Annotated in this window: 19 protein-coding genes; 7 read left to right on the forward strand and 12 right to left on the reverse strand. The window is 61.6% G+C overall.

Annotation, left to right across the window (positions count from 1 at the left end):
- Positions 1–58: 58 nt before the first annotated feature.
- Entirely contained in the window at positions 59–340 is a 282-nt protein-coding gene (locus AC07VH_RS22595) for a hypothetical protein (RefSeq protein ID WP_475417261.1), read from the forward strand.
- Positions 341–590: 250 nt separating this feature from the next.
- On the opposite strand, the gene ftsB is transcribed toward AC07VH_RS22595, so the two are convergent.
- The 3 genes from ftsB to pyrG form a co-directional block, all read right to left on the reverse strand.
- Positions 591–914: a cell division protein FtsB gene (gene ftsB, locus AC07VH_RS22600; RefSeq protein WP_035821182.1), complete on the reverse strand. Its 324-nt coding sequence runs from the start codon at positions 912–914 to the stop codon at positions 591–593.
- A 61-nt stretch (positions 915–975) separates the two neighbouring features.
- On the reverse strand, positions 976–2259 hold the full coding sequence (gene eno / locus AC07VH_RS22605; protein WP_070260371.1) for a phosphopyruvate hydratase: 1284 nt from the start codon (positions 2257–2259) through the stop codon (positions 976–978).
- 140 nt (positions 2260–2399) lie between these two features.
- On the reverse strand, positions 2400–4052 hold the full coding sequence (gene pyrG / locus AC07VH_RS22610; protein WP_099408972.1) for a CTP synthase: 1653 nt from the start codon (positions 4050–4052) through the stop codon (positions 2400–2402).
- Positions 4053–4299: 247 nt separating this feature from the next.
- On the opposite strand from pyrG, the gene AC07VH_RS22615 reads away from it, so the two are divergent.
- Positions 4300–4707 (forward strand): PRC-barrel domain-containing protein, encoded by a 408-nt coding sequence (locus tag AC07VH_RS22615; protein WP_070221439.1) that lies wholly within the window; start codon positions 4300–4302, stop codon positions 4705–4707.
- Positions 4708–4798: 91 nt separating this feature from the next.
- On the opposite strand, the gene AC07VH_RS22620 is transcribed toward AC07VH_RS22615, so the two are convergent.
- The 5 genes from AC07VH_RS22620 to AC07VH_RS22640 form a co-directional block, all read right to left on the reverse strand.
- Positions 4799–7054 (reverse strand): TonB-dependent receptor domain-containing protein, encoded by a 2256-nt coding sequence (locus tag AC07VH_RS22620; RefSeq protein ID WP_494789030.1) that lies wholly within the window; start codon positions 7052–7054, stop codon positions 4799–4801.
- A gap of 50 nt (positions 7055–7104) precedes the next feature.
- Positions 7105–7878, reverse strand: coding sequence for an energy transducer TonB family protein (locus tag AC07VH_RS22625; protein ID WP_494789031.1), 774 nt, complete (start codon positions 7876–7878; stop codon positions 7105–7107).
- Positions 7875–8303: a TonB system transport protein ExbD gene (gene exbD, locus AC07VH_RS22630; protein ID WP_494789032.1), complete on the reverse strand. Its 429-nt coding sequence runs from the start codon at positions 8301–8303 to the stop codon at positions 7875–7877. Before exbD ends, AC07VH_RS22625 begins: the two co-directional genes overlap by 4 nt.
- A gap of 3 nt (positions 8304–8306) precedes the next feature.
- Positions 8307–9059, reverse strand: a complete 753-nt coding sequence (gene exbB / locus AC07VH_RS22635) for a tonB-system energizer ExbB (RefSeq protein ID WP_494789033.1) — start codon at positions 9057–9059, stop codon at positions 8307–8309.
- A 141-nt stretch (positions 9060–9200) separates the two neighbouring features.
- Positions 9201–10109 carry a ChaN family lipoprotein gene (locus AC07VH_RS22640; RefSeq protein WP_494789034.1) on the reverse strand — a complete coding sequence of 303 codons (909 nt, stop codon included), beginning with the start codon at positions 10107–10109 and terminating at the stop codon, positions 9201–9203.
- Positions 10110–10291: 182 nt separating this feature from the next.
- Here AC07VH_RS22640 and AC07VH_RS22645 point away from each other — a divergent pair, with 182 nt between their 5' ends.
- Positions 10292–11701, forward strand: coding sequence for an FAD-binding oxidoreductase (locus tag AC07VH_RS22645; RefSeq protein ID WP_494789035.1), 1410 nt, complete (start codon positions 10292–10294; stop codon positions 11699–11701).
- Here the strand turns inward: AC07VH_RS22645 and AC07VH_RS22650 are convergent, their stop codons facing one another.
- The 4 genes from AC07VH_RS22650 to AC07VH_RS22665 form a co-directional block, all read right to left on the reverse strand.
- Positions 11702–12181, reverse strand: a complete 480-nt coding sequence (locus AC07VH_RS22650; protein WP_494789036.1) for a GNAT family N-acetyltransferase — start codon at positions 12179–12181, stop codon at positions 11702–11704.
- A gap of 39 nt (positions 12182–12220) precedes the next feature.
- Positions 12221–15376 (reverse strand): error-prone DNA polymerase, encoded by a 3156-nt coding sequence (locus tag AC07VH_RS22655; protein WP_494789037.1) that lies wholly within the window; start codon positions 15374–15376, stop codon positions 12221–12223.
- Positions 15377–15541: 165 nt separating this feature from the next.
- A complete protein-coding gene (locus AC07VH_RS22660) occupies positions 15542–15892 on the reverse strand; it encodes an HVO_A0114 family putative DNA-binding protein (protein WP_070291776.1) in 351 nt (116 codons plus the stop codon).
- Positions 15889–16254: a toxin-antitoxin system TumE family protein gene (locus AC07VH_RS22665; protein WP_494789038.1), complete on the reverse strand. Its 366-nt coding sequence runs from the start codon at positions 16252–16254 to the stop codon at positions 15889–15891. The genes AC07VH_RS22660 and AC07VH_RS22665 overlap by 4 nt, the downstream gene beginning before the upstream one ends.
- A gap of 142 nt (positions 16255–16396) precedes the next feature.
- Here AC07VH_RS22665 and AC07VH_RS22670 point away from each other — a divergent pair, with 142 nt between their 5' ends.
- The 4 genes from AC07VH_RS22670 (at position 16397) to AC07VH_RS22685 (ending at position 23688) form a co-directional block, all read left to right on the forward strand.
- The gene (locus AC07VH_RS22670; protein ID WP_494789039.1) at positions 16397–17182 is read left to right on the forward strand and encodes a PhzF family phenazine biosynthesis protein; all 786 of its coding nucleotides are present in this window, start codon (positions 16397–16399) and stop codon (positions 17180–17182) included.
- A gap of 177 nt (positions 17183–17359) precedes the next feature.
- Positions 17360–19762, forward strand: a complete 2403-nt coding sequence (locus AC07VH_RS22675; protein ID WP_494789040.1) for a TonB-dependent receptor plug domain-containing protein — start codon at positions 17360–17362, stop codon at positions 19760–19762.
- A gap of 335 nt (positions 19763–20097) precedes the next feature.
- Complete coding sequence (locus tag AC07VH_RS22680; protein ID WP_494789041.1) at positions 20098–22317, forward strand: OsmC domain/YcaO domain-containing protein; 2220 nt, start codon at positions 20098–20100, stop codon at positions 22315–22317.
- A 387-nt stretch (positions 22318–22704) separates the two neighbouring features.
- The gene (locus AC07VH_RS22685; RefSeq protein ID WP_494789042.1) at positions 22705–23688 is read left to right on the forward strand and encodes an eCIS core domain-containing protein; all 984 of its coding nucleotides are present in this window, start codon (positions 22705–22707) and stop codon (positions 23686–23688) included.
- The last annotated feature ends 4 nt before the right edge of the window (positions 23689–23692 follow it).

Raw genomic sequence — 23692 nt, forward strand, 5'->3', positions numbered from 1 at the left:
CATATATCGCCAACTCCATTATTGTGCAATGCAACAACAGACCATTCATGGAGGGCATATGTCCACTTTTACCAACACCTACAGCAACGACAACGACAACTACTTCAGCAACCTGGGCCGCGCCACGCGCGCCTTCCTGGGCGCCCTGCTCGCCTCCAAGCCGTACAGCGAACTGGCGCAGAAGGAAGTCATCGCCACCGCGACGACCAGCGCCGACGACGAGCGCTATGTGCGCCCAAGCAAGCGCGATTTCGCCCTGCTGAACTCGGAAGCGAACCGCTACGAAAAGCTGATGCCGAATCTGGCTTCGGAATTGCGTTTCCTGGCGTCGCGCGGCTAACTCAATACTCTGAAAGGATTTTTATATGATGTTTCTCGAAACCGCACTGATCGCCGTAGCCGTCGTCGTTACCGGCATCCATTTCTACCTGATCTCGACCGGCAAGGCCCGTTTCTGATCAGCAAGCAGCAAGCAGCAAGGCAATAGTGTGCAGCAGTACAAGGTAACAAGGCAACAAGGTAACAAGGTAACAATATGATATGTCAGCCTGGCAATCGGTCCAGGCTGGCAAGCGGGAAGTGAGTACGACTCAGTGCGGCGCAGCAGCGTCCACCGGTGTTTCCAGCAGTGGCGGGGTTTGTCCCTTGCGCACGATCTGCACGAAAATCTCATTCTGTTTGACCATGCCCAGCTCATAGCGGGCACGCTCCTCGACGGCACCCGTGCCATCTTTCAGGTCGCGCACTTCGGATTCGAGCTTGGCGTTACGCGCCTTCAATTCCATATTCTTTTTATTCGCCACCGCCACCTGGGCTTCCATGTCGGCAACGCGCAACCAGCCGCCTTTACCCAGCCAGAGGGGAAATTGGATCAGCAGCAGCAGGGCTGCCAGGGCAAGCGTAATCAGGCGCATGGGGTAGTCGGTTAACAAACCGGCCGGATTTCTCCGGCCGGCCAGTGGGTTTTACATCAGCTTACTTCAGATTATAGAACGCATCGCGGCCAGGGTAGCTGGCGATGTCGCCCAGGTCTTCCTCGATACGCAGCAGCTGGTTGTACTTGGCCATGCGGTCCGAACGCGACATCGAGCCGGTCTTGATCTGCAGGGCGTTCGTGGCAACGGCGATATCGGCGATGGTCGAATCTTCCGTTTCGCCCGAGCGGTGCGAAATGACGGCCGTGTAGCCGGCGCGCTTGGCCATTTCGATGGCGGCGAAGGTTTCCGTCAGCGTGCCGATCTGGTTGATCTTGATCAGGATCGAGTTGGCGATGCCTTTCGAGATGCCTTCTTTCAGGATCTTGGTGTTGGTGACATACAGGTCGTCGCCGACCAGTTGCACTTTCTTGCCCAGTTCCTTGGTGAGGATCGCCCAGCCGTCCCAGTCGCCTTCGTGCATCGCGTCTTCGATCGAGATGATCGGGTACTTGTCGCACCAGGTCGCCAGCAGGTTGGTGAACTCGGTGGCCGTCAGGCTCAGGCCTTCGCCTTCCATTTCGTACTTGCCGTTCTTGTAGAACTCGGACGCGGCGCAATCGAGGCCGATGGCGATCTGCGTGCCTGGCTCGTAGCCCGCTTCTTCGATGGCCTGGATGATCAGCTTGATGGCTTCTTCATGGTTGGCCAGGGATGGCGCGAAACCGCCTTCGTCGCCCACGTTGGTGTTCAGGCCCTTCTTGTGCAGGATCTTTTTCAGCGTGTGGAACACTTCCGCGCCGTAGCGGACGGCTTCCTTGAACGACGGGGCGCCCACGGGAATGATCATGAATTCCTGGATGTCCAGGTTGTTGTCGGCGTGCGCGCCGCCGTTGATGACGTTCATCATCGGCACTGGCATCTGCATGGCGCCCGAACCGCCGAAATAGCGGTACAGCGGCAAGCCCGCTTCTTCGGCGGCGGCCTTGGCCACGGCCATGGAGACGGCCAGGATGGCATTGGCGCCCAGGCGCGATTTGTTTTCCGTGCCGTCCAGGTCGATCAGGGTACGGTCCAGGAAAGCCTGTTCATTGGCGTCCAGGCCCATGATGGCTTCGGAGATTTCGGTATTGATGTTTTCGCATGCTTGCAGCACGCCCTTGCCGAAGTAGCGCTTGGCGTCGCCATCGCGCAATTCCACGGCTTCGCGCGAACCGGTCGAGGCGCCCGACGGTACGGCCGCACGGCCCATCACGCCCGATTCCAGCAACACATCGCATTCGACGGTCGGGTTACCGCGCGAGTCCAGGATTTCGCGACCGATAATATCAACAATAGCACTCATGTCATTCTCCAAAGTTAAGCGTAACAGGGGCTGCACACTGCGTTCTGATGCGCAATTGCACAAAGGGGGCAAAGAAACTCCCGGCGGGAACCATCTGGCCGGGAGCTGTCTTACGGGTAATACTGTCGCGATCGACCGCGTTATTGCGCAGCGGCGTTGGCTTCCTTGTGCGCCAGCGCTGCCTTGATGAACGAGGTAAACAACGGATGGCCGGTGCGTGGCGTCGACTTGAACTCAGGATGGTATTGCACGCCCATATACCATGGGTGGGCATTCTCACCCGTGCGCGGCAATTCCATGATTTCGCACAAATCTTCGCTCGGCGTGCGGGCCGAGACGATCAGGCCAGCCGCTTCGACACGGGCCAGGTAGTGATTATTGGCTTCGTAGCGATGGCGGTGACGCTCGGTCACCACGCTGCCGTAGATCTCGGCGGCGAGGGTGCCCGGATTGACGGCGCAGGTCTGCGCGCCCAGGCGCATGGTACCGCCCAGGTCCGAGTTTTCATCGCGCAACTCGACTTTACCATCGTGGTTTTGCCACTCATTGATCAGTGCAACAACAGGTTGATCCGTATCAAGGTCGAACTCGGTCGAATTCGCGTTCGGCATGCCTGCCTTGTTGCGCGCGTATTCGATCAGGGCCACTTGCATGCCCAGGCAGATGCCCAGGTAAGGGATCTTGTTTTCGCGGGCGAACTGGGCCGCCTTGATCTTGCCTTCCACGCCGCGCTTGCCGAAGCCGCCCGGTACCAGGATGGCATCGTACTTGCCCAGGTTGTCGCAACCGGTCGTTTCGATTTCTTCCGAATCGATGTACTCGATGTTGACGCGGCTTTCCGTGTGGATGCCGGCGTGGCGCAGCGCTTCGATCAGCGACTTGTACGACTCGGTCAGCTCGACATACTTGCCGACCATGCCGACGGTCACTTCCGCCTTCGGGTGTTCCATCGTGTAGATCAGCTTGCTCCAGATCGACAGGTCGGCCGGTGCGGGATCGAGATCCAGCGCATCGCAGATGATCTTGTCGAGGCCCTGGTCGTGCAGCATTTGCGGCACTTTGTAGATGGTGTCGACGTCCCACACGGAAATGACGGCGTCTTCCTCGATGTTCGAGAACAGCGAGATTTTCGCGCGCTCGTCTTCCGGGATGGCGCGGTCGGCGCGGCACAGCAGCGCGTTGGGCAAGATGCCGATTTCACGCAGCTTTTGCACCGAGTGCTGGGTCGGCTTGGTCTTCAGTTCACCGGCCGAGGCGATGTAAGGCACCAGGGTCAGGTGGACGAAGGCCGTGTTCTTGCGGCCGGCGCGCAGGCTCAGCTGGCGCGCCGCTTCCAGGAACGGCAAGGATTCGATATCGCCGACGGTGCCGCCGATTTCGCACAGGGCCACGTCGTAGCCTTCGGCGCCACGGCGGATGTAATCCTGGATTTCATTGGTGATATGCGGAATCACCTGCACGGTCTTGCCCAGATATTCGCCCCGGCGTTCCTTGCGGATCACCGATTCATAGATCTGGCCGGTGGTGAAGTTATTCACCTTTTTCATGCGGGTGGAGATGAAGCGCTCGTAGTGACCGAGGTCGAGGTCGGTTTCGGCCCCGTCATCGGTGACGAAGACTTCACCGTGTTGCATAGGGCTCATCGTGCCAGGATCGACGTTGATATACGGGTCGAGCTTGAGCATGGTGACTTTAAGGCCGCGCGATTCGAGGATCGCGGCGAGGGAGGCGGCGGCAATCCCTTTTCCAAGGGAAGACACAACGCCACCAGTGACGAAGACAAATTTGGTCATTGCAGATGGTGCCGAACGGCACGTGCGGGAAATTGAAATTATACACTAAAGCCCGCCTGCGTCGCCCCCCGCGCGCGGAAATTTGCGCCAAATACCGACTATCCCTCCCCCTCCTGCTGTCTACGCACAACAAAATTACCCAATAGCAAGAATTGAAATATTTCCAATTCCATACTTTGTGTGGGCGAGCGAACAGACCCTGCCGCGCCCTGACGGCAGACTGGGATTTTTCAACAGGAGGTCCACCATGAGCTACGAAGAACGCGACGCCTACGGCATGTATGTCAACCGCGGCCACAAAGGCCCCGGCCCTGAACTGATGGGTGCAGACACCCTGATCGGCGACCATGTGCACAACGCCAAGGATGAACACCTGGGCGAAATCAAAGAAATCATGATCGACATGCGCAGCGGCAAGATTGCCTACGCCGTCATGTCGCACGGCGGTGTCTTCACCATCGGCGAAAAGCTGTTCGCCGTGCCCTGGGAAGCGCTGCTGCTCGATACCGTCAACAAGCGCTTCACCCTGAACGTCGACAAGGAACGCATCGAAAACGCGCCCGGCTTCGATACGGATAACTGGCCGAACATGGCGGATCAGACGTGGGCCAATTCGATCCACAGTTATTATGGAACCACTCCACGCGAGTATTAAACAGGCAGCCTCATTTGGGGTCAGACCCGCCGGGGGCGTGCGGTCCAATGGGCCGCATGCCGATTCCAGAGGAACTGACCCCAGCTTTAAATTAAAACCGGTACTCAAGCCCCGCCACATACGTCCTGCCCCGCGCCGTGCTCAGCGGCGTGTTGTCCTGCGACTGCGACGGCATCGAGTTCAGCCGGTTCAGCGCTTCCGAGAAATCCTTGTTCATCGCGTTCTGCACGGACAGGCGCAGGAACAGGTTTTTCGACACCTGGTAACTCGCATACAGGTCGACCACGGCCGGGATCTTCGGATTCTCGGCCTTCAGCACTTCGCCCGTCGCTTCATCGGCTTCATTCTCGGGCGACAGGCGGCGGTTCGAGCCCGTGTGCTTGAGGATGGCGCCCACTTCCAGTCTGTTCTCCAGCAAACGCGTACCCACGTCGAGGTTGTAGTAGGTGCTGGGCAGCTCGCTGATGTCGGCCGCGCCAAACCACGCGCTGGCGATCGACGTAGGCTGGCTGGTCTTTTCACGCGTGTACGACAGGCGCGCATACGCCGGGCCCAGCTGGTACTGCGCTTCCAGCTCCCAGCCCCGCGTGCGCACGGGCGTGGAAGAGTTGATGTAGATATACATGTTCGTCACGTATTCATCGACCGTCTCCCAGTCCGTGGCGATCACTTCCGACATATTGCACTTGCGCCCGCTGTCGCACACGAGGAAGGACTGGCTGGTGATATAGCCGTCGATCTTGCTCTTGAAATACAGGGCCTTGAAATTCAGCACGTCGTTCTTGCTCAGCAAGCCATGCAGGCTGGAATTGAAGCCCAGCTGGTAGGTGCTCGCCTTCTCGCCTTTCAAAAACGGATTCATCGACGCCCCGCCGTCATTCGAGAAAAACACTTCCTGCGGATTCGGCCCGCGCATGGTGCGCTCGGCGCTGGCAAACGGCTGGAACCACGGCGCCACCTGCGCGGAAACGAGCAGCGAAGGGTTGACGCCATGCTCCTTCAGTGCAATGTGCGAAGCCCCTTGCGGGAAACATTTCACGCGTTCATCGCAGGCCGGCTTGTAGCCCGTCAGCTCGAAGCTGGTGTAGTTCAGCCCCGCGTTGATCTGGTAGAGGCCGCGGTTGTATTGCAAGCCCGCATACAGGCTGTCGATCTTTTGCTTGCCGGCGGGACCAAAGGTATTGTTTTCAATCGATTGCTGGTTCGCATCCGGATTGTCCGGGTCGTCGACGAGGCTTTCCACGTGCTTGCTGTACTTGTTGCGCATCAGCTTGCCGCCGATGGTCAGCAGCGCATCGCCGCCGGCCAGCCTGAAGCTGCTGGTATTGTTGACGTCGATGGCATCGGCGCGGTTGGCCGTATTCGTATTGATGAAATTGGTCAGCGCCCCGGGCATGTATTTCTGATTGCCACGGCTGCTGCTGGCCACCACATTCAGGTCGATCAATTCCGAAAACGGCGTGTAGTGATATTTCACATAGTAATCATCGCTCTGGATATCGCGGCGCGTGAACGTATTGCGGTAATCGCGCGCCGACAGTTCCAGTGCGTGGAAGTCGCTCAATGCAAGGTCCAGCTTGAGCAGTTGCGACTTGGGCTTTTGCTTGTAATAGCGGTTGTAGCCGAAACCGAATTCCTCGCTGTTGACGCCTTTCGCATTCGTGTAGTTGTTGCCGATCACGCTAGCGCTGGTGGCGGCCATGAAGCCTACGCTGCCGCCATCGAAGGCGGGGTTTTTCATGGCCACGGCCAGCATGGCGCTGCCTCCCACGCCGTTACTCCCTGTCGACAGCTTCGTGCGCGCGCCCACCTTATCACCGGCGAAGACGACGTCATCGACGCCGATGGTGCGGAAATTGGCGCTGCCAGCCAGCGCATTGACGCCGTCGCCGCCGGCGACATTGCCGCGTGACACATCCATGCCGATGATGAAATTCGGATCGATCAGGGCGCCGAACTGGCTGCTGGGCACGCCGCCGTGCGACACGGACGAAGGCGCGCTGCCATAGTAATTCTGGCTCACGCCATCGACCATCATGTTCACGCGCCCCAGCCCCGACAAGCCACGGATGTTGACGCTGACGGCGCCCTGCGCCGGATCGATCTGGGTAAATGTGCCTGGCATGCTGCGCACGATCTGGTCCACGCTCTGCAGGCGCGTATCGGCGCCACGCGCGCTGACGGCGCCCGGTTTTTCCAGCGCCTGTTGTTCCACTGAAACCGTTTCACCCGACACATTCAGCGGCGAAAATTCCACCTTCCCGCTTTCCTGCGACTGCGCCCCAGCTTGCTGCGCCAGCAACGCCATGCAGACGCCCACGGCTCGTGCCATTGTCTTGATATGCATACACCCTCGATTTGTTATGGTTGGATTTTTAATGACTACAATCGGCACCCTCATGCCTTGTCCTGCCCTGGCTCCAGCTTGAACGAGACGGGCAAGGTGACGGTCACCGTGCCCTGGCGTAAAACGCTGGCGGGCGGCGCCGGCAACGGCTGCGCGCGCTCCAGCACTTGCAGCGCTTCGCGGTCGAGCAGTACCGTGCCCGATGAAGTGATCAGCTCGCTGGCCAGCAGCTTGCCGTCGCGGTCCACCTGGAAGCGCACCCAGGCGGCGCCGGCCCGCTTGCGCTGGCGCGCGTCGCCCGGATAGCGCTTGAAATGGGCCAGGTGGCCAAGCACCTGGCTTTGCCAGCTGGCGGGCGCCGCGCTGGCGGGCGGCGTGTCGCTGTCGAACGGCGCCGCCTGCGGACCGCGCACGGTGCTTGGTGCCGGCGTGGCGCTGCTGCTGGCTTGCGCGGGCACGGACGCTTCCTTGGCGGCATCCTTCCCCTGCTCCGTTGACGGGCTCGCCACCGCCGTTTCCTCTTTTTCCGCCGCGACGATATCCGGCGCGGCGGCACGCGCCAGCACGGGCAGCGCTTCTTGCCTGGTCGTACTCTTTTTCGGCCGGGCGGCACTGGACGCGGCCGACTGGCGCGCCCCTGCCGCTGCCGCCTGTTGTGTCTCCGGCGACATCGCCTGCGCGGCAAATACGACCATCACGCTGGCGGGCGGCTGCGCGGGCGCAATGGCGACGGGTTGCCAGGCCGCCCACAGCAGCAGCGCCAGCGCCGTGGCCGCCACCAGAGAAGTCGCGATGCCCCAGTTCAATACCGGACGCGGATTCACCCGCCTCCCTCCCGGCCCACCAGGCCCACTTTCAGATAGCCGGCCCGGCGCAGGGCATCCATCACGCCCAGTACGTCTTCATATGCGGCTTGCTTGTCGGCCTGGAAGAACAGGGTGCGCTGGCGGTCGCCGCCCGTCTCGGCGTCGAGCAGGCGGCCCAGGTGCCCGCGCGCCACGGGCGATTCGCCCAGATACAGGCTGCGGTCGGCTTTCAGGGAAACGAACAACGGTTTTTCGGGACGCGGCTCGGGCTTGGCCGTGGCGGCCGGCAAGTCGATCTTCAGGTCGACGGTGGCCAGCGGCGAGACCACCATGAAGATGATCAAGAGCACCAGCATCACGTCGATGAAGGGCGTGACATTGATCTCGCTCAATTCCGGCATGTCGGCCATGTCGTCGTTCTGCGATGGGAAAAGGCTGGCCATGGTTCAGGCCTGCTTGCGCGCATCGAGGTCGCGGCTCAGCATCAGCAGCACTTGCGCCGAGGCGGCACGCAGCAGCGCCTTGACCTGGTTGATGCCACGACTCAAGACGTTATAGATGACCACGGCGGGTATCGCCGCCACCAGGCCCAAGGCCGTGGCCAGCAAGGCTTCCGCGATGCCGGGCGCGACGGTCGCCAAATTCGTGCTCTGGCTGACGGCGATGCCGATGAAACTGTTCATGATGCCCCACACGGTGCCGAACAGGCCGACGAAGGGCGCCACGGCGCCTATGCTTGCCAGCAGTCCGATACCTTGCGTCATGGCGCGCACCTGCTGCGCAATGAATTGTTCCTGGCGAAAGCCGGCCCGCTCCTTCAAGGCCGCCGCCGACGCGCTGGCGTGCGACAGATTCAGTTCTTGCTGCACATCATCGAGCAACCGTTGTGCCAGGACAGACGCCCCGCTCTTTACTGCCGCGTCCGTCAAGGAAGCCGCCGTCTTCAGCACGGCGACGGCCAGCGCCGCTTCGCGCCGGGCTTGCAGCAAGCTGGCGCCCTTCACCAGCAAGACTACCCAGGTGGCCAGCGCGGCGAGCAGCAAGCCGATGAGCACGCTTTTGACCACCTGGTCGGCGGCGAAGAACATGCCCAGCGGCGACATGTCGTGTGGCAGCGCGGACGCTTGCGCGTCGGCATGGAACAGGGCAAGAAACACGCCGCCGGCGGCGGCTTTGATATACAACAAGGGAATACGCATGGGAGCTTCTACAGTGAACAGGCATGGCTGCGCCAACGGCGCGCACGCGCATGCAAAAAAATCGGACGGACTACCTGGCTGCTATGGAGGAGCTTGCTGGGGGAGAGTGCCGGGCTGAACGCCCGGCGGAGATGCAAGGAATTACTTTACGCTGGCGATGGCGGGTGCCGCCACCGGCGTGTACCAGACGAAATCGGCCTGCGGCGCCAACACCGTGGCGCCCTGCTGCGCCAGCACCAGCACTAGCGGCGCGGGGCCGCCCGTCAAGTCCTGCACGTGCAGCGGCACGCCCAGGTCCTTGTGCGCATGGTAGGCGCCGGCGATCAGCACGGCGGGCACGGGCGCGGCCAGCAGGCGCTCGGCCATGCGGCGGTCGCGCTGCTGCTGCACCGACAGCATGGCGGCCAGGCGCGGCGCATCGATCTGGTTGTCGTGCATGACGCGGATGATGTCTTTCAGTTTGTCATGCACCTTGCCATCGTTGGCCAGGTTCGAGTGCTTGCCCTGCACGGCTGGCTGGTCGATGAACAGTTGCTTGATCTCGCTGCGGTCCAGGTTGGCCGACCAGACGGGATATGGCGCGCGCATCACGGTCATGACCAGGTCGCCATATTGCGCCCACTTCCAGCTCGGCTGCCAGGCCAGCAGCTCGGCCACGTGTTCGGGGCGCACGACGCGGTCCGTCTGCAGCCACGGCTTGACCTTGTCCACCTTGGCTTGCTGGTCCGGGTTCAGCATTTCCAGCAGCACGCTGCCTTGCGGACGCTGGCCCTGCAATTGCTGCAGCAGCCATTGCTCGATCCGGTGGTGGCTGAACTGATCATGCTGCTCGCCCACGATGACCCTCGGGGCGGCGGCCAGCTGGGCCAGCAATTGCTCGGCAGTCACGCGCTGGCCGCTGCGCAGGTCGACGATCTCGCCCAACTGCCGCACGTCGTGCGCAGAAGCGGACGCGGCTTTCGCGGCGGGCGGCGGAGCGACGCTGCTGCAGGCGCCCAGCGCCAGCACGCAGGCGGGCAGGACGGCGGCGAGGGACAAGGGAAATTTCATGGCATGGCCTTTCGGGTGGAAGAACGCATTGCAAAATAACTACTGGCGGGCATTCTAATAGAAATGATTCTCATTTACAACCAGTGCACGACCCGCCATGCGAATTTTTTTACAACTGGCAAAAATGGTGCCTCGATGAAATCCCCGGGCGCGGAGTAGAATAAAAAAAACGGAGGACTCGCGTGAATCAAACTGACCAGTTGGCGGTACTGAAAAAACCGCTGCCCGCATCCCTTGCTGCCGTACTTTCCCTGATCTTTGCCGACCGCTTTTCCATGACGCAAGCCATGCGCGCACACCATGGCCGCGACGAGTCGAGCTATCCCCCCATGCTGCCCGATGCCGTCATCTTCGCCCATTCCACCGAGGAAGTGGCGGCCGCCGTCAAGCTGTGCAGCGCGCACGACGTGCCCGTCATCGCCTACGGCAGCGGCACCTCGCTCGAAGGCCACGTGCTGGCCCTGCATGGCGGCGTGACGATTGATCTGTCGCAAATGCAGCAAATGGTCGCCGTGCATAGTGAAGACTTGACGGCCACCGTGCAGGCGGGCGTCACGCGCAAGCAGCTGAACGAGGACATCCGCGACACGGGCCTGTTCTTCCCCATCGACCCGGGCGCGAATGCGTCGTTGGGCGGCATGGCGGCCACGCGCGCGTCCGGCACGAACGCCGTGCGCTACGGCACCATGCGTGAAAACGTGCTGGCCCTGACGGTGGTGACGGCCGACGGACGCATCATCAAGACGGGAACGAGGGCGAAAAAATCGTCGGCCGGCTACGACCTGACGCGCTTGTTCGTCGGCAGCGAAGGAACCTTGGGCATCATCACGGAAGTGACGGTCAAACTGTATCCGCTGCCCGAAGCGATCTCGGCAGCCGTCTGCTCCTTCCCCGGCACGGGCGAGGCCGTCAGTGCCGTGATCCAGACCATCCAGATGGGCATTCCGGTGGCGCGGGTCGAGTTTCTCGATGAAAATGGCGTCAAGGCCATCAACGCCTACGACAAGATGGCGCTGCCGGAAAAGCCGCTGCTGCTGTTTGAATTCCACGGTACGCCGGCCAGCGTGGCCGAGCAGGCGCAACTGGTGCAAGCCATCACGGCCGAGCACGGCGCCAGCGATTTCGAGTGGGCCAGCCGCCCCGAAGACCGCTCGCGCCTGTGGACCGCGCGCCACAACGCGTATTTCGCCCTGCTGCAGATGCGCCCCGGCAGCCGCGCCATTTCCACCGACTGCTGCGTGCCGATTTCGCGCCTGGCCGAATGCATTCTCGCCACCCAGGCCGATTGCGAAGCGCAGGGCCTCGTCTACGCCATCATCGGCCATGTGGGCGACGGCAATTTCCACGTACAGATGCTGGTCGACCCCGACGATCCGGCCGACATCGCCCGCGCGGAAAAGGTCAACAGCGACATGGTCACGCGCGCCATCGGCATGGACGGCACCTGCACGGGCGAGCATGGCGTGGGCATGCACAAGATGGCCTTCCTGGTGGAAGAGCATGGCGAGGGCGCCATCGACACCATGCGCGCCGTCAAACATGCGCTGGACCCGAAGAACATCATGAATCCGGGCAAGATCGTGCGCTGGTAATCAGGCCGTCAATTCCATGCGCATCGGCACGAAGGCGATGCCGCCCGTCTCCACTTTCGGCCCCGTGGCGACAAAGCCCAGGCTTTCGTACAGGGGCAAGGCGTAGGCCGAGGAGTTGACGGTAAAGGCCGTCACGCCGTCCCTGGCCAGCGCCGCATCGCGCGCTGCCTGCCACAGACGGCGCGCCATGCCGCGCCGGTGCAGGGCGCGCGGCACGAACATGTGGAACAGATGCGTGTTGTCGCGCATGGCCACCACGCCGGCCAGTTCGCCGTCGATATGCGCGAGCTGGTAGGCGTAATTGGGCAGCGACAGATAGCTTTCGATAGCGGGCTGGCGGCAGTTCTCGATGAACTTTTCCGCCCCCGCGCCGTCCGGGTGCAAGGTTAAAAAAGGCATCAGGTCGTCGATCAGGGCGACGATGGCGGGCGCGTCGGCGACCAGGGCGGGACGCAGTGTCGGTTCGGGTAATGTTGTCATATTCAAATAATGCCATGCCCTCCTCCCCGCCGGCAACTCTCAACAGAAATCGCGGCTGCTGGTCCGCAAGCGCCCCAGCAAGTGCGACATATCGACCAGGTGCTTGGCTACCAGGTTGCGCACGATGCCCTCCCTTTGCCACACGCCGTACACGCCCAGCAGCGGCGCGCTCAAGACCTCGCGCCGCTGACTTTCCACCAGGTCGGGCCAGACGATGACGTTGACGCTGCCCGTCTCGTCTTCCAGGGTCATGAAGATGACGCCCTTGGCCGTGCCCGGACGCTGGCGCACGGTGACGATGCCGCAGGCGCGCGCCACTTGCCCGCTGGTGTACGTCATCAGCGTGGACGCCGGCATGAAACGCTGTTCCAGCAATTGCCTGCGCAGCAGCGCCAGCGGGTGGCGGCCCAGGGTCAAGCCTTGCGCGCGGTAGTCGCTGACGATGCTCTCGCCTTCCGTCGGCGCGGCCAGCACGGGCAAGTCTTCCTCTTGCGTGGTGGCGTGCAGCAAATCCCTGTCGGGCACGGCGCCCACCGCCTGCCACAGGGCTTCGCGCCGATGCCCGGCCAGCGCATGCAGCGCGTTGCCGGCAGCGAGCACCTGCAAGTCATGGCGGTCAAGGCCGCCGCGCCGGGCCAGGTCGGCCACGTCGACGAAGGCGGCGATGGCGCGCGCATCCTCGATGCGCCGGGCCGCCTCCGCGCGCATGCCGAACAGGCTGTTCAAGCCCAGGCGCACGGCCGGTGCAGCACTCTGCCCGCCCTGCCCTGCCGGCGCTTCCAGCGCCGCCTCCCAGCCGCTGACGGCCACGTCGACGGGCAGCACCTGCACGCCATGCCGGCGGCCATCCTGCACCAGTTGCGAGGGGCTGTAAAAGCCCATGGGCTGGCTATTCAGCAAGGCGCACAGGAAGGCGGCCGGTTCGTGGCATTTCAGCCAGGAACTGGCGTACGTCAGCAGGGCGAAGCTGGCCGCGTGCGACTCGGGAAAGCCGTATTCGCCGAAACCCTCGATCTGGCTGAAGATGGCCTCCGCGAACTCCCGTTTATACGCATTTTTGACCATCGTTTCGACGATACGTTCCTTGTAATTGTTCATGCCGCCCTTGCGTTTCCAGGCCGCCATGGCGCGTCGCAACTGGTCCGCCTCGCCGGGCGTGAAATCGGCCGCGATGATGGCTACCTGCATCACCTGTTCCTGGAAGATCGGGATGCCCAGGGTGCGTCCCAGCGCCTTGTCCAGCCCCTTCGGATACTCGACCGGCTCCTTCTGCTGGCGCCGCTGCAAGTAAGGATGCACCATGCCGCCCTGGATGGGCCCGGGGCGCACCAGCGCCACTTCGATGACGAGGTCGTAGAATTCACGGGGCCGCAGCCGGGGCAGCATGCTCATCTGCGCGCGCGACTCGATCTGGAACACGCCGATGGTGTCCGCCTGGCACATCATGTCGTAGGTGGCGGGGTCTTCGGCGGGAATATCCTGCAGGCGGAATTCCTCGCCGCGCCGCGCACTCACCAGTTCCAGCGCGCGGCGCAGGGCCGACAGCATGCCCAGCGCCAGCACGTCGACCTTCATCAGGCCCAGCTCTTCCAGGTCGTTCTTGTCCCACTCGATGACGCTGCGCTCGGCCATGCTGGCGTTTTCGATCGGCACCAGGCGCGACAATTTTCCTTGCGCGATGACAAAGCCGCCCGGATGCTGGGACAAATGGCGGGGAAAGCCCAGCAATTGCTGCGCCAGGCCGGCCCACTGCTGCGACAATGCCGCCTCCGGGTCCAGCCCGCATTCGGCCAGGCGCTCCAGCAGATCGCGCTTGCCGTCGAACCAGCGATGCGCCTTGGCCACCTTTTCCACGATGGCCAGGTCGATCCCCAGCGCACGCCCGCTGTCGCGCAAGGCGCTCTTCGGCCGGTAGCTGATCACCACGGCGGCCAGCGCGGCGCGCTCGCGCCCATATTTCCCGTAGATATATTGGATGACCTCTTCGCGCCGCTGGTGCTCGAAATCGACGTCGATATCGGGCGGTTCGTTGCGCTCGCGCGACATGAAGCGCCCGACCAGGCAATTGCCGCGCGCGGGGTCCACTTCCGTGATGTGCAGGCAATAGCAGACGGCCGAATTGGCGGCCGATCCGCGGCCCTGGCACAGGATGTTTTGCGAGCGGGCAAAGCGCACGATATCGTAGACGGTCAAAAAATACGCTTCGTAGGAAAGATCCCGGATCAGCTCCAGCTCCTGCTCGATCTGTTCCTGCACGTTGGCCGGGATACCCAGAGGAAAGCGCAGGCGCGCGCCCGCATACGTTTCTTCGCGCAGATACGTCGCCGGCGTGTGGCCGTGCGGCACCAGCTCGACGGGATAGTCATAGTGCAGGCTGTCGAGCGAAAACGTGCACTGACCAGCGATGCGTACGGTTTCCGCCAGCGCTTGCGGCGGATACACATTGGCCAGGCGCAAGCGCGCGCGCAGATGCTGCTCCGCATTTTGCGCCAGCGCATAGCCGCACTCGCCCACGGGTTTGCCCACGCGTATCGCGCACAGGGTGTCGAGCAAGGGCTTGCGCGACCGCACGTGCATGCACACATGGCCGACGGCCGCCACGGACAAGCCCAGCGCCTGCGCCGCCTCTTGCACGGCGCCGCGGTGCGCGTCATCCTGCGCCCGCTGCAGCAGGTTCAGGCCGATCCAGCTGCGCTCGCCGCCAAAGGTGGCCACCATCCACGCGCCCTGCGCGCGCAGCGCCTCGGGCCGGGCCGGATAGCTGGGCAGCAAGATCATCAGACAGCCCGGTAAACCCCGCAAATGGGCAAACTCCGGCGACGGCGCCGTGAAATCGTCGGGCGTCAGCACATAGCGCCCCTTGGCCGCCCGCGTGCGCGCCATGGTGATCAGTTCAGACAAGTTGCCGTAACCGTCGATATCACGCACCAGCGCCAACAGCGACGGCCCCGCGCTGCCGTCGGCCTGCGTCAAATGGAAATGCGCGCCGATAATCAGGGGGAAACCGGCCCGCTTGGCCACCGCATGGGCGCGCACGACACCGGCCAGCGAACACTCGTCCGTGATGGCCAGTGCCTTGTAACCGAGCTGCATGGAGCGCGCGACCAGTTCTTCCGCATGCGAGGCGCCATGCAGGAAGCTGAAATTGCTCAGGCAGTACAACTCAGCATACTCGGGTAAGACAGCGCCCCACATGATCTACCTCAATACTGTATATAAACACAGTATGATATACTCATCCTGAATCAAGTAGCCGGTTCCAGTCGGATAGTGTTCATTTTGATGGGCGCACGGAGCGTCTGCCGGCCGGCACTTGGCTTTGGCCTGTCGCATGACGGAGCACATTGATAGTCGGGCAAATCAATTAGCAACTATGCGGAACTCTGTCGCTGTGGCTACGGGGCGAACTTGATTTCGCTCCCGTTTCAATTCCACGATGCCGTAATTGGACATTGTTTTCAATGTGCGCGACAGGTTGCTCGGTTTACGGCCCGTAGTTTCAGCCAATGCAGAGATGGATTCCGGTTGCGTTTCCAGAATCACGTGCAACAACGCCCGGTTTTCGTCGCTCAGGACTTCCGCCAGCGATTTGATCGAAGTGAACCAGACCTTGGGCTCATCCGCCTTCGGTTTATATATGCCGCGAGCGATGGCGAGCACGCGTTCGCGGATTTTCTCTTGCGGCATGATGCCAATAAAAATCGGTTTCATTGCTTTTTTACCTCCAGCAAAATGCGGTCCACGTCAGCAAAGAAATCATTGATGAGATGCTGCGCATCCTTGAATTCGTATGGCACTCCCTGATCTGACGGATGCCGGTGTTTATGGTCGAATGCCACGATACGTCCCGCATATTTGAACTTCTTTGGCGGCTTTACCATGTGCGCATTGTCATAATCGAGGATGCGTTTGCCATACGGTTCGTGTAGCGTCAGCGAGTAGCGTATGCCGTGAGGAATCTCATCCGACACTTCCGTCCGCCTGGCTTCTATCTTGATCCAATAACCGCCATCCTGGTCGAGGATGGAGCCATCCAGGTCCAGCAATGTATCAATGGCAGGATCGATCCGCATGCGGAAAGTATATCATCTGTTGATATGTCAATTCCACGAAAGCCTCAATAACTGCAGCCGTTGACTCCATCCGGCCAAGACATCGAGAAGCTTTGTACCTATTTTCGTTTATGCTGGTGTTTTACCCTTTGCCTCGACCGCCATGATCGTTCACTTATTAAAATGTTTCGGCGTCGCCCCCGGTGGCGGCAATGCGGCGCTGGTCGTGGAAAACGATGGCAGCGGAGAAACGGCGCGCCAGGCCTTCGCCCGCGAACGGCAAGTGAGCGCCTGCGTCTTCCTCGACCGCCAGGCGGACGGCGGCATCGTGCTCGACTATTTTTATCCGCACACGCGCAGCCCCCTGTGCCTGCACGCCACCCTGGCCGCCGCGCATGTGCTGCTGGCGGCGCCCGGCGCGCCGGCGGCGCTGACGGTGACGACCGCCATGCGCGGGCAAGCCTTGCAGCTGGTGCGCCGCGCGGAAGGAATCTTCATCGGCTTGACTTCGCAGCCGGCACCGGCCGTCATGCTGGAAAAATATGTGCCATCCGAACTCATGGGCCAGCACATGCACTTGCCGTCGCCGCCCGTGATCGCCTCCGTCGGCAGCCCGAAGCTGCTGCTGGAAGTGGCCGACCGCACCACGCTGCGCGCGCTGCGGCCGAATCTGGAATTGATCGCCGACTGGAGCGCCTTGCATCAGGTCAGCGGCTGCTATGCGTACTGCCGCACGGGCGAGCATGAATATGAAGGGCGCAACTTCAACCACCTGGACCCGGCGCTGGAAGACAGCGCCACGGGTGTGGCGGCGGGCGCGCTGGCGGCGCACCGACAACAGTCGTTGCGCCTGCATCAGGGCCATGTGACGCAGCAGCCCTGTTTGATCGAGGTGCAATACAGCGCAGACGCAATCTGGGTGGGCGGCATGGTGCAGCGCAGCACCTGAATGGGGCATCGCGCACCGGTACAAGGCAAGCCGGGCAGCAATGAAAAGATAATCAACCAGGAAACAACAGTTACGGCAAATTTGTAATAACAAAACAAAGTATCGCTGGTGAATGCTGAAATGATGGCACTAGAATCAAGTCACGAATCTTGCTCATCAGCCACTTGGAGACACTGCGTGCCGACCCTTACCACCTTGCGTAAAGCCATCCTCATCAGCCTGTACGGCAGCACCGCCCTCGCCGCCTTCAGTCCCGCCGCCATGGCGCAGAGCAGCGAGGCAACGGCCACGGACGGTCCCGTGCAAACGGTCAGCGTGGTCGGCTCGCGCCGGGTCGCCAGTTCCGCCACCGATACCATGGTGCCGGTCGATATCATCCCCATTTCCCGGGTGGCCGAGCAAGGCGGCCAGTTTGACCTGGCGCAATCGCTGCAATACATTTCGCCCTCGTTCAACTCCACGCGCCAGACGGGCGCCGACGGGGCCGACCTGATCGATTCGGCCGCCCTGCGCGGCCTCGGCTCCGATCAGACCCTGGTGCTGGTGAACGGCAAGCGGCGCCACACGACGGCCCTGGTCAACCTGTTCGGCGCGCGCAACCGCGGCAACACGGGCACGGACATGAATGCGATTCCTTTGCTGGCGATCAAGAACGTGCAAGTGCTGCGCGACGGCGCCGCGGCCCAATACGGCTCGGACGCCATTGCCGGCGTGATCGACATCGAACTGAAGAAAAGCCTGGGCTGCGAAGCGGTGGCCGGCTACAGCCAGTATTCCGAAGGCGACGGCAAGAATTACATGACCTCCGCCTACTGCGGCATCGCGCTGGGCGACAAGGGTACCCTGGCCATCACGGGCGAATACCTGGACCGTGGCCGCTCGAACCGGGCCGACGCGGACAGCATGCGCATCATCGGCGACACCAAGTCCAAGAACAAGACCCTGTACCTGAATGGCGACTACGCCACCAGCGGCACGGGCAAGCTGTACTTCACGGCCGGCGCGCAGACGCGCGACGCCTCCAGCGCCGCATTCGGCCGGGGCGGCATCGGCAGCGACGACATTCCGTCGCGCAATTCGGCCGCCATGTACCCGGACGGCTTCGTACCGTTCATCAACGGCAAGATCGACGACCAGTACGCCACCATCGGCCACCGCAGCCAGATCGGCGAATGGCATGCGGATTTTTCGCAAACCTATGGCTACAACAAGATGCGCTATGACATCAGCAACACCTTGAACGCCTCGATCGCCAACCTCGACCTGATGAACGGAGGCAAGGGCGTCAGCGCCAGCAACTTTGACGCGGGCGGCTTCTCGTTCCAGCAGCTGACCAGCAACGCCGATTTCAGCCGCTATTACGACACGGTAATGCGCGGCATGAACGTGGCCTTCGGCGCCGAATACCGCAGCGAGGAATACAAGATCATGGCCGGCGAGCCGAACTCCTACATCGATGCCGACGGCGTGGGCGTGGGCGGCAATGCGGGCAGCCAGGGCTTTCCCGGCTTCCAGCCCGGCGACGCCACCAAGGCCAAACGCCACAGCATCGCCGCGTATGCCGACGTGGAACTGGACTGGACGGAACGCCTGAAAACCCAGGCGGCCCTGCGCTATGAAAAATTCAGCGATTTCGGCTCCACCGTGACGGGCAAGCTGGCCGCCAGCTATAAAGTGGCGCCGAACGTGCTGCTGCGCGGCTCGGCCAGCACGGGTTTCCGCGCGCCATCGTTGCAGCAAGTGTATTTCTCGTCCACCTTCACCGACTTCATCGGCGGCGTGCCCACCGACGTGGTGCTGGCGCCGAACGGCGGCACCGTCGCCAATGCGGCCGGCATTCCCAAGCTGAAAGAGGAAAAATCCACCAGCTTTACGTTCGGCACCACCTGGACGCCGACGCAAGCCATTTCCGTGACGGCCGACTTGTACAACATCAAGATCAAGGACCGCATCGTGCTGTCGGGCCGCTTCAATGCCGACAACTACCCGGACCTGGCCGCGCGCCTGGCCTTGCTGGGCGTGGGCGAGGCGCAATTCTTCGTCAACTCCATCGACACGCGCACGCGCGGGCTGGACTTGACGGCTTCGCACAAGGGCGAGCTGGCCGGCAACCGCCTGAACACCTTCCTGGCCTTGAACCTGAGCAAGACGGAAGTGACGAAGGTCAAGACGCCCGCCTCACTGACGGGCTTTGAAGACGTGCTGCTGTCCGAGCGCGAACGCCTGTTCATCGAACAGGGCGGCCCGCGCGCGAAAGCCACCCTGGGCTTCGACTACATCACGGGCAAGCTGGAGTCGGACCTGCGCATCATCTACTTTGGCCCGCAAACCCTGGGCACCTTCAGCGGCACGGCCGAGGGCGTGCCGAACGCCCGCTACAAGGCCAAGACGTCCGCCGACCTGAGCTTCACCTACAGCATCAACAAAAACACCAAGCTGACCTTTGGCGGCAACAACATCTTCAACGTCAAGCCCACCACGCAAAACGCGGACGAGACGGACAACGGCTTCAAGTACGACAGCGTACAGTTCGGTCTGAACGGCGCGTCGTATTTCGGACGGCTGTGGGTGAAGTTCTGACCACCGTGTCCGCATAAGAAAACAGCGGCTGCGCCGGCATGGGCAGCCGCTGTTTTTTTGGCAGGCCGCAATACACTCACGTCCGCACAGCACGGCCAAGGTCAACATCGCACTGCGATGCGAGCTCGTCCATCACAGTTTGCGATTTTTGTATGTCAGCAAGAATATCCATATAGACAACCTTCTGTGCGATAGGTGAAAAGCCATGAACTATCATGCCTGCATCATTGCCCCAGCAGCTCCCGGCCAGCACGGCCACGGTGAACAATCTTTGCCCTGCGGCGGAAAGCACGGATAATAGCGGCTAACTCATAAGCACAGTATTGGATTACCTCATGGAAATTAAAGTCAACTTTCTCGACAAGCTGCGTCTCGAAGCCAAGTTCGACGATTTTACGGTCATCGCCGACCAGCCCATCCGCTACAAGGGCGATGGCTCGGCGCCTGGCCCGTTCGATTACTTTTTGGCATCATCGGCACTGTGCGCGGCCTACTTCGTGAAGTTGTATTGCGATACGCGCAATATTTCCACGGAAAATATCCGCCTGTCGCAAAACAATATCGTCGATCCGGAAAACCGCTACCAGCAGATTTTCAAGATCCAGGTCGAGCTGCCGGCCGATATCTCGGCCAAGGACCGCCAGGGCATCCTGCGCTCGATCGACCGTTGCACGGTGAAGAAAGTGGTGCAGACGGGCCCCGAGTTCGTCATTGAAGAGGTGGAAAACCTGGATGCCGATGCCCAGGCCTTGCTGGCCCTGAATCCGGCGCCGGGCGCGAATACCTATATCGTCGGCAAGGATTTGCCGCTGGAACAGACCATCGCCAATATGTCGGGCCTGCTGGCGGGCCTGGGCATCAAGATTGAAATCGCCTCGTGGCGCAACATCATTCCGAATGTCTGGTCGCTGCATATCCGCGATGCGCATTCGCCCATGTGCTTTACCAACGGCAAGGGCGCGACCAAGGAAAGCGCGCTGGCGTCGGCCCTGGGCGAGTATATCGAGCGCCTCAGCAACAACCATTTCTACGCGGGGTCGTTCTGGGGCGAGGACATCGCCAACGCGGATTTTGTCCATTACCCGAACGAGCGCTGGTTCAAGCCGGGCCGCAAGGATGCGCTGCCGAAGGAGATTCTCGATGAGTATTGCCTGGATATCTACAACCCCGATGGCGAGCTGCGCGGCTCGCACCTGGTCGACACCAACTCCGGCAATGCCGAGCGCGGCATCTGCTCGCTGCCGTATGTGCGCCATTCCGATGGCGAGGTCGTGTATTTCCCGTCGAACCTGATTGAAAACCTGTACGTCAGCAATGGCATGAGCGCCGGCAATACCCTGGTCGAAGCCCAGGTGCAATGTCTGTCGGAAATTTTCGAACGGGCCGTCAAGCGCGAAATCATCGAAGGCGAGATCGCCCTGCCCGACGTGCCGCAGGAAGTGCTGGCGAAATACCCGGGCATCCTGGCGGGCATACAGGGGCTGGAAGAACAGGGTTTCCCCGTGCTGGTGAAAGATGCGTCGCTGGGCGGCGTGTACCCGGTGATGTGCGTCACCCTGATGAACCCACGCACGGGCGGCGTGTTTGCCTCGTTCGGCGCGCACCCGAGCCTGGAAGTGGCGCTCGAGCGCAGCCTGACGGAATTGCTGCAGGGCCGCAGCTTCGAGGGCTTGAACGACTTGCCGCAGCCGACGTTTGCCAGCGAAGCCGTCACCGAGCCGAACAACTTCGTCGAACACTTCATCGATTCGAGCGGCATCGTCTCGTGGCGCTTCTTCAGCGCGAAGGCCGATTACGATTTTGTCGAGTGGGATTTTTCCGGCCAGGGCGAGAACTCGAATGCCGAGGAAGCGGCGACCCTGTTCGGCATCCTCGCCGGCATGGGCAAGGAAGTGTACACGGCCGAGTACGACCAGCTGGGCGCCACCGCCTGCCGCATCCTCGTGCCCGGTTATTCCGAGGTGTATCCGGTCGAAGATTTGATCTGGGACAATACCAACAAGGCGCTGCTGTTCCGCGCCGACATCCTGAACCTGCATAAGCTGGACGATGCCAGCCTGGAAGACCTGCTCGACCGCCTGGAAAACAGCGAGCTCGACGAGTACGGCGACATCGCCACCCTGATCGGCATCGAGTTTGACGAAAACACGGTATGGGGCCAGCTGACGACCCTGGAATTGAAGCTGCTGATTCATCTCGTTCTGCAGCAATTCGAGGAAGCGAAAGAGCTGGTGGAAACCTTCCTGCAGTACAACGACAACACGCTCGAGCGCAAGCTGTTCTATCAAGCCTTGAACGTGGTGCTGGAAGTGGAACTCGACGACGAGCTGGAACTGGACGACTACGTCGTCAATTTCCGCCGCATGTTTGGCAACGAACGCATGGACGCGGTGCTGGGCTCGGTGGACGGCAGCGTGCGCTTCTACGGCCTGACCCCGACCAGCATGCAGCTGGAAGGCCTGGACAGGCACCAGCGCCTGATCGACAGCTTCAAAAAGCTGCACGCGGCGCGCGCCAGGGCGGCGATCCGCCAGAGTGACGGGGTACAGAGCTAATTCGCAGGAATGACGCCAGGAACGCCTGTCAAAACCTACTGTGCGTCGGTTTTTCAGGCGTTGTCACCCCGGCACAGATTCGACTACCGCACAATACCTGTACCGGAAATACGGCGGCTACCGTGTGACCGCATGGCACACGCTGGATACGCTGCGACATGGCGCGCAGAGAAGCACCGATCATCCCTAGGCATTTCCCGCATGAGCACGCTATCCATGGCATCAAGCCGAAAAATTCCTGACTGAATTGAATGAATTGAGCTAGCGCAAAGCCTTCCTTGTTTCAGGCGAAATGCCCTGCCGTGCGCAGGGATCAGGCGTATCGTCATCGTTGTTGCCACCACCGCACCATGCCATATAACAGGGGCAACCTGCATAGGGGGACCCATGGCTACGCTATCGCACATGACCGCTGGCTTGCTGGCGCTGGTAGGCATATTCTTCAGTACTACGGCGGCCACGGCCGGCTGCCCCGATTGTCAGTATGAAGCATGCGTGCCGCTAGTCGGATGTGCCTGCCTTCCTAAAAGTGGCTGCATTCTTCCCCCCGTCATCGATCCCGGCAAGGTGATTGAGCGGGGTAAGACAGATCCCATCGGCACCATTCTGAATCCGCTTGCGCCTCTCAACCCCACCGGCATCCCGACGCTAGGCGACATCACTGAATTTGCCGTAAAAAATCCCGATGCGGCAATCCAGTTGATACAAAATCCAGGCCAGATTCCCTACACGCCGGTGGCAGCGGCGATGGTATCGGCACGCAACGCCGTTGTCACAGGCGGTCATGCCAATGGCATGGAGCCAGGAATCAAGGCTTTCCTGATGCGTTGGCATTCCCCCGACTTGCTCGATTCCGTCCGCTGGACCAGCGAGTGGAGTGCTTTGCAGAACACGCTGCAGGCGGCACAAATGCAATTCAACAGCAACACGCGCGCTATTACAGTCTTGAATGCCGTCATTTTTCGCAGCGATGATGATGCGCGCGATCCTGCGCTATGGGCGCATGAAATGATGCATGTCCAGCAATACAAGGATTGGGGTGTAACGGGCTTTGCCAAACAATGGGTGGATAACTCATCCGATGGCGGTCCTGTCGAAGCCCCTGCATATGCCCGAGAAAACGAAGCCAGATTGCTGTTGTCGCCGCGTGTCGGTACCCGCTCGATAGGCGTCTCGGGGTTTGCCCCGCCCATGCCACAGAAACTGCCGTCAGGATGGCTGCTGACGACATGCCAATGCTGGGGATCGGTGAGTCCCGCAGCACGGACCGGCGCGCCCGTCTGTCAATCCGGCATCGCCATTCCCCGCGCCTGCGGACCTGCCGGCATCTGCGGCGACGGGGGCGCTCCGTGGCAAACCAGTTGTCTGTGATACC

The organism is Janthinobacterium sp. GW821-FHT03C10 (assembly GCF_059420865.1).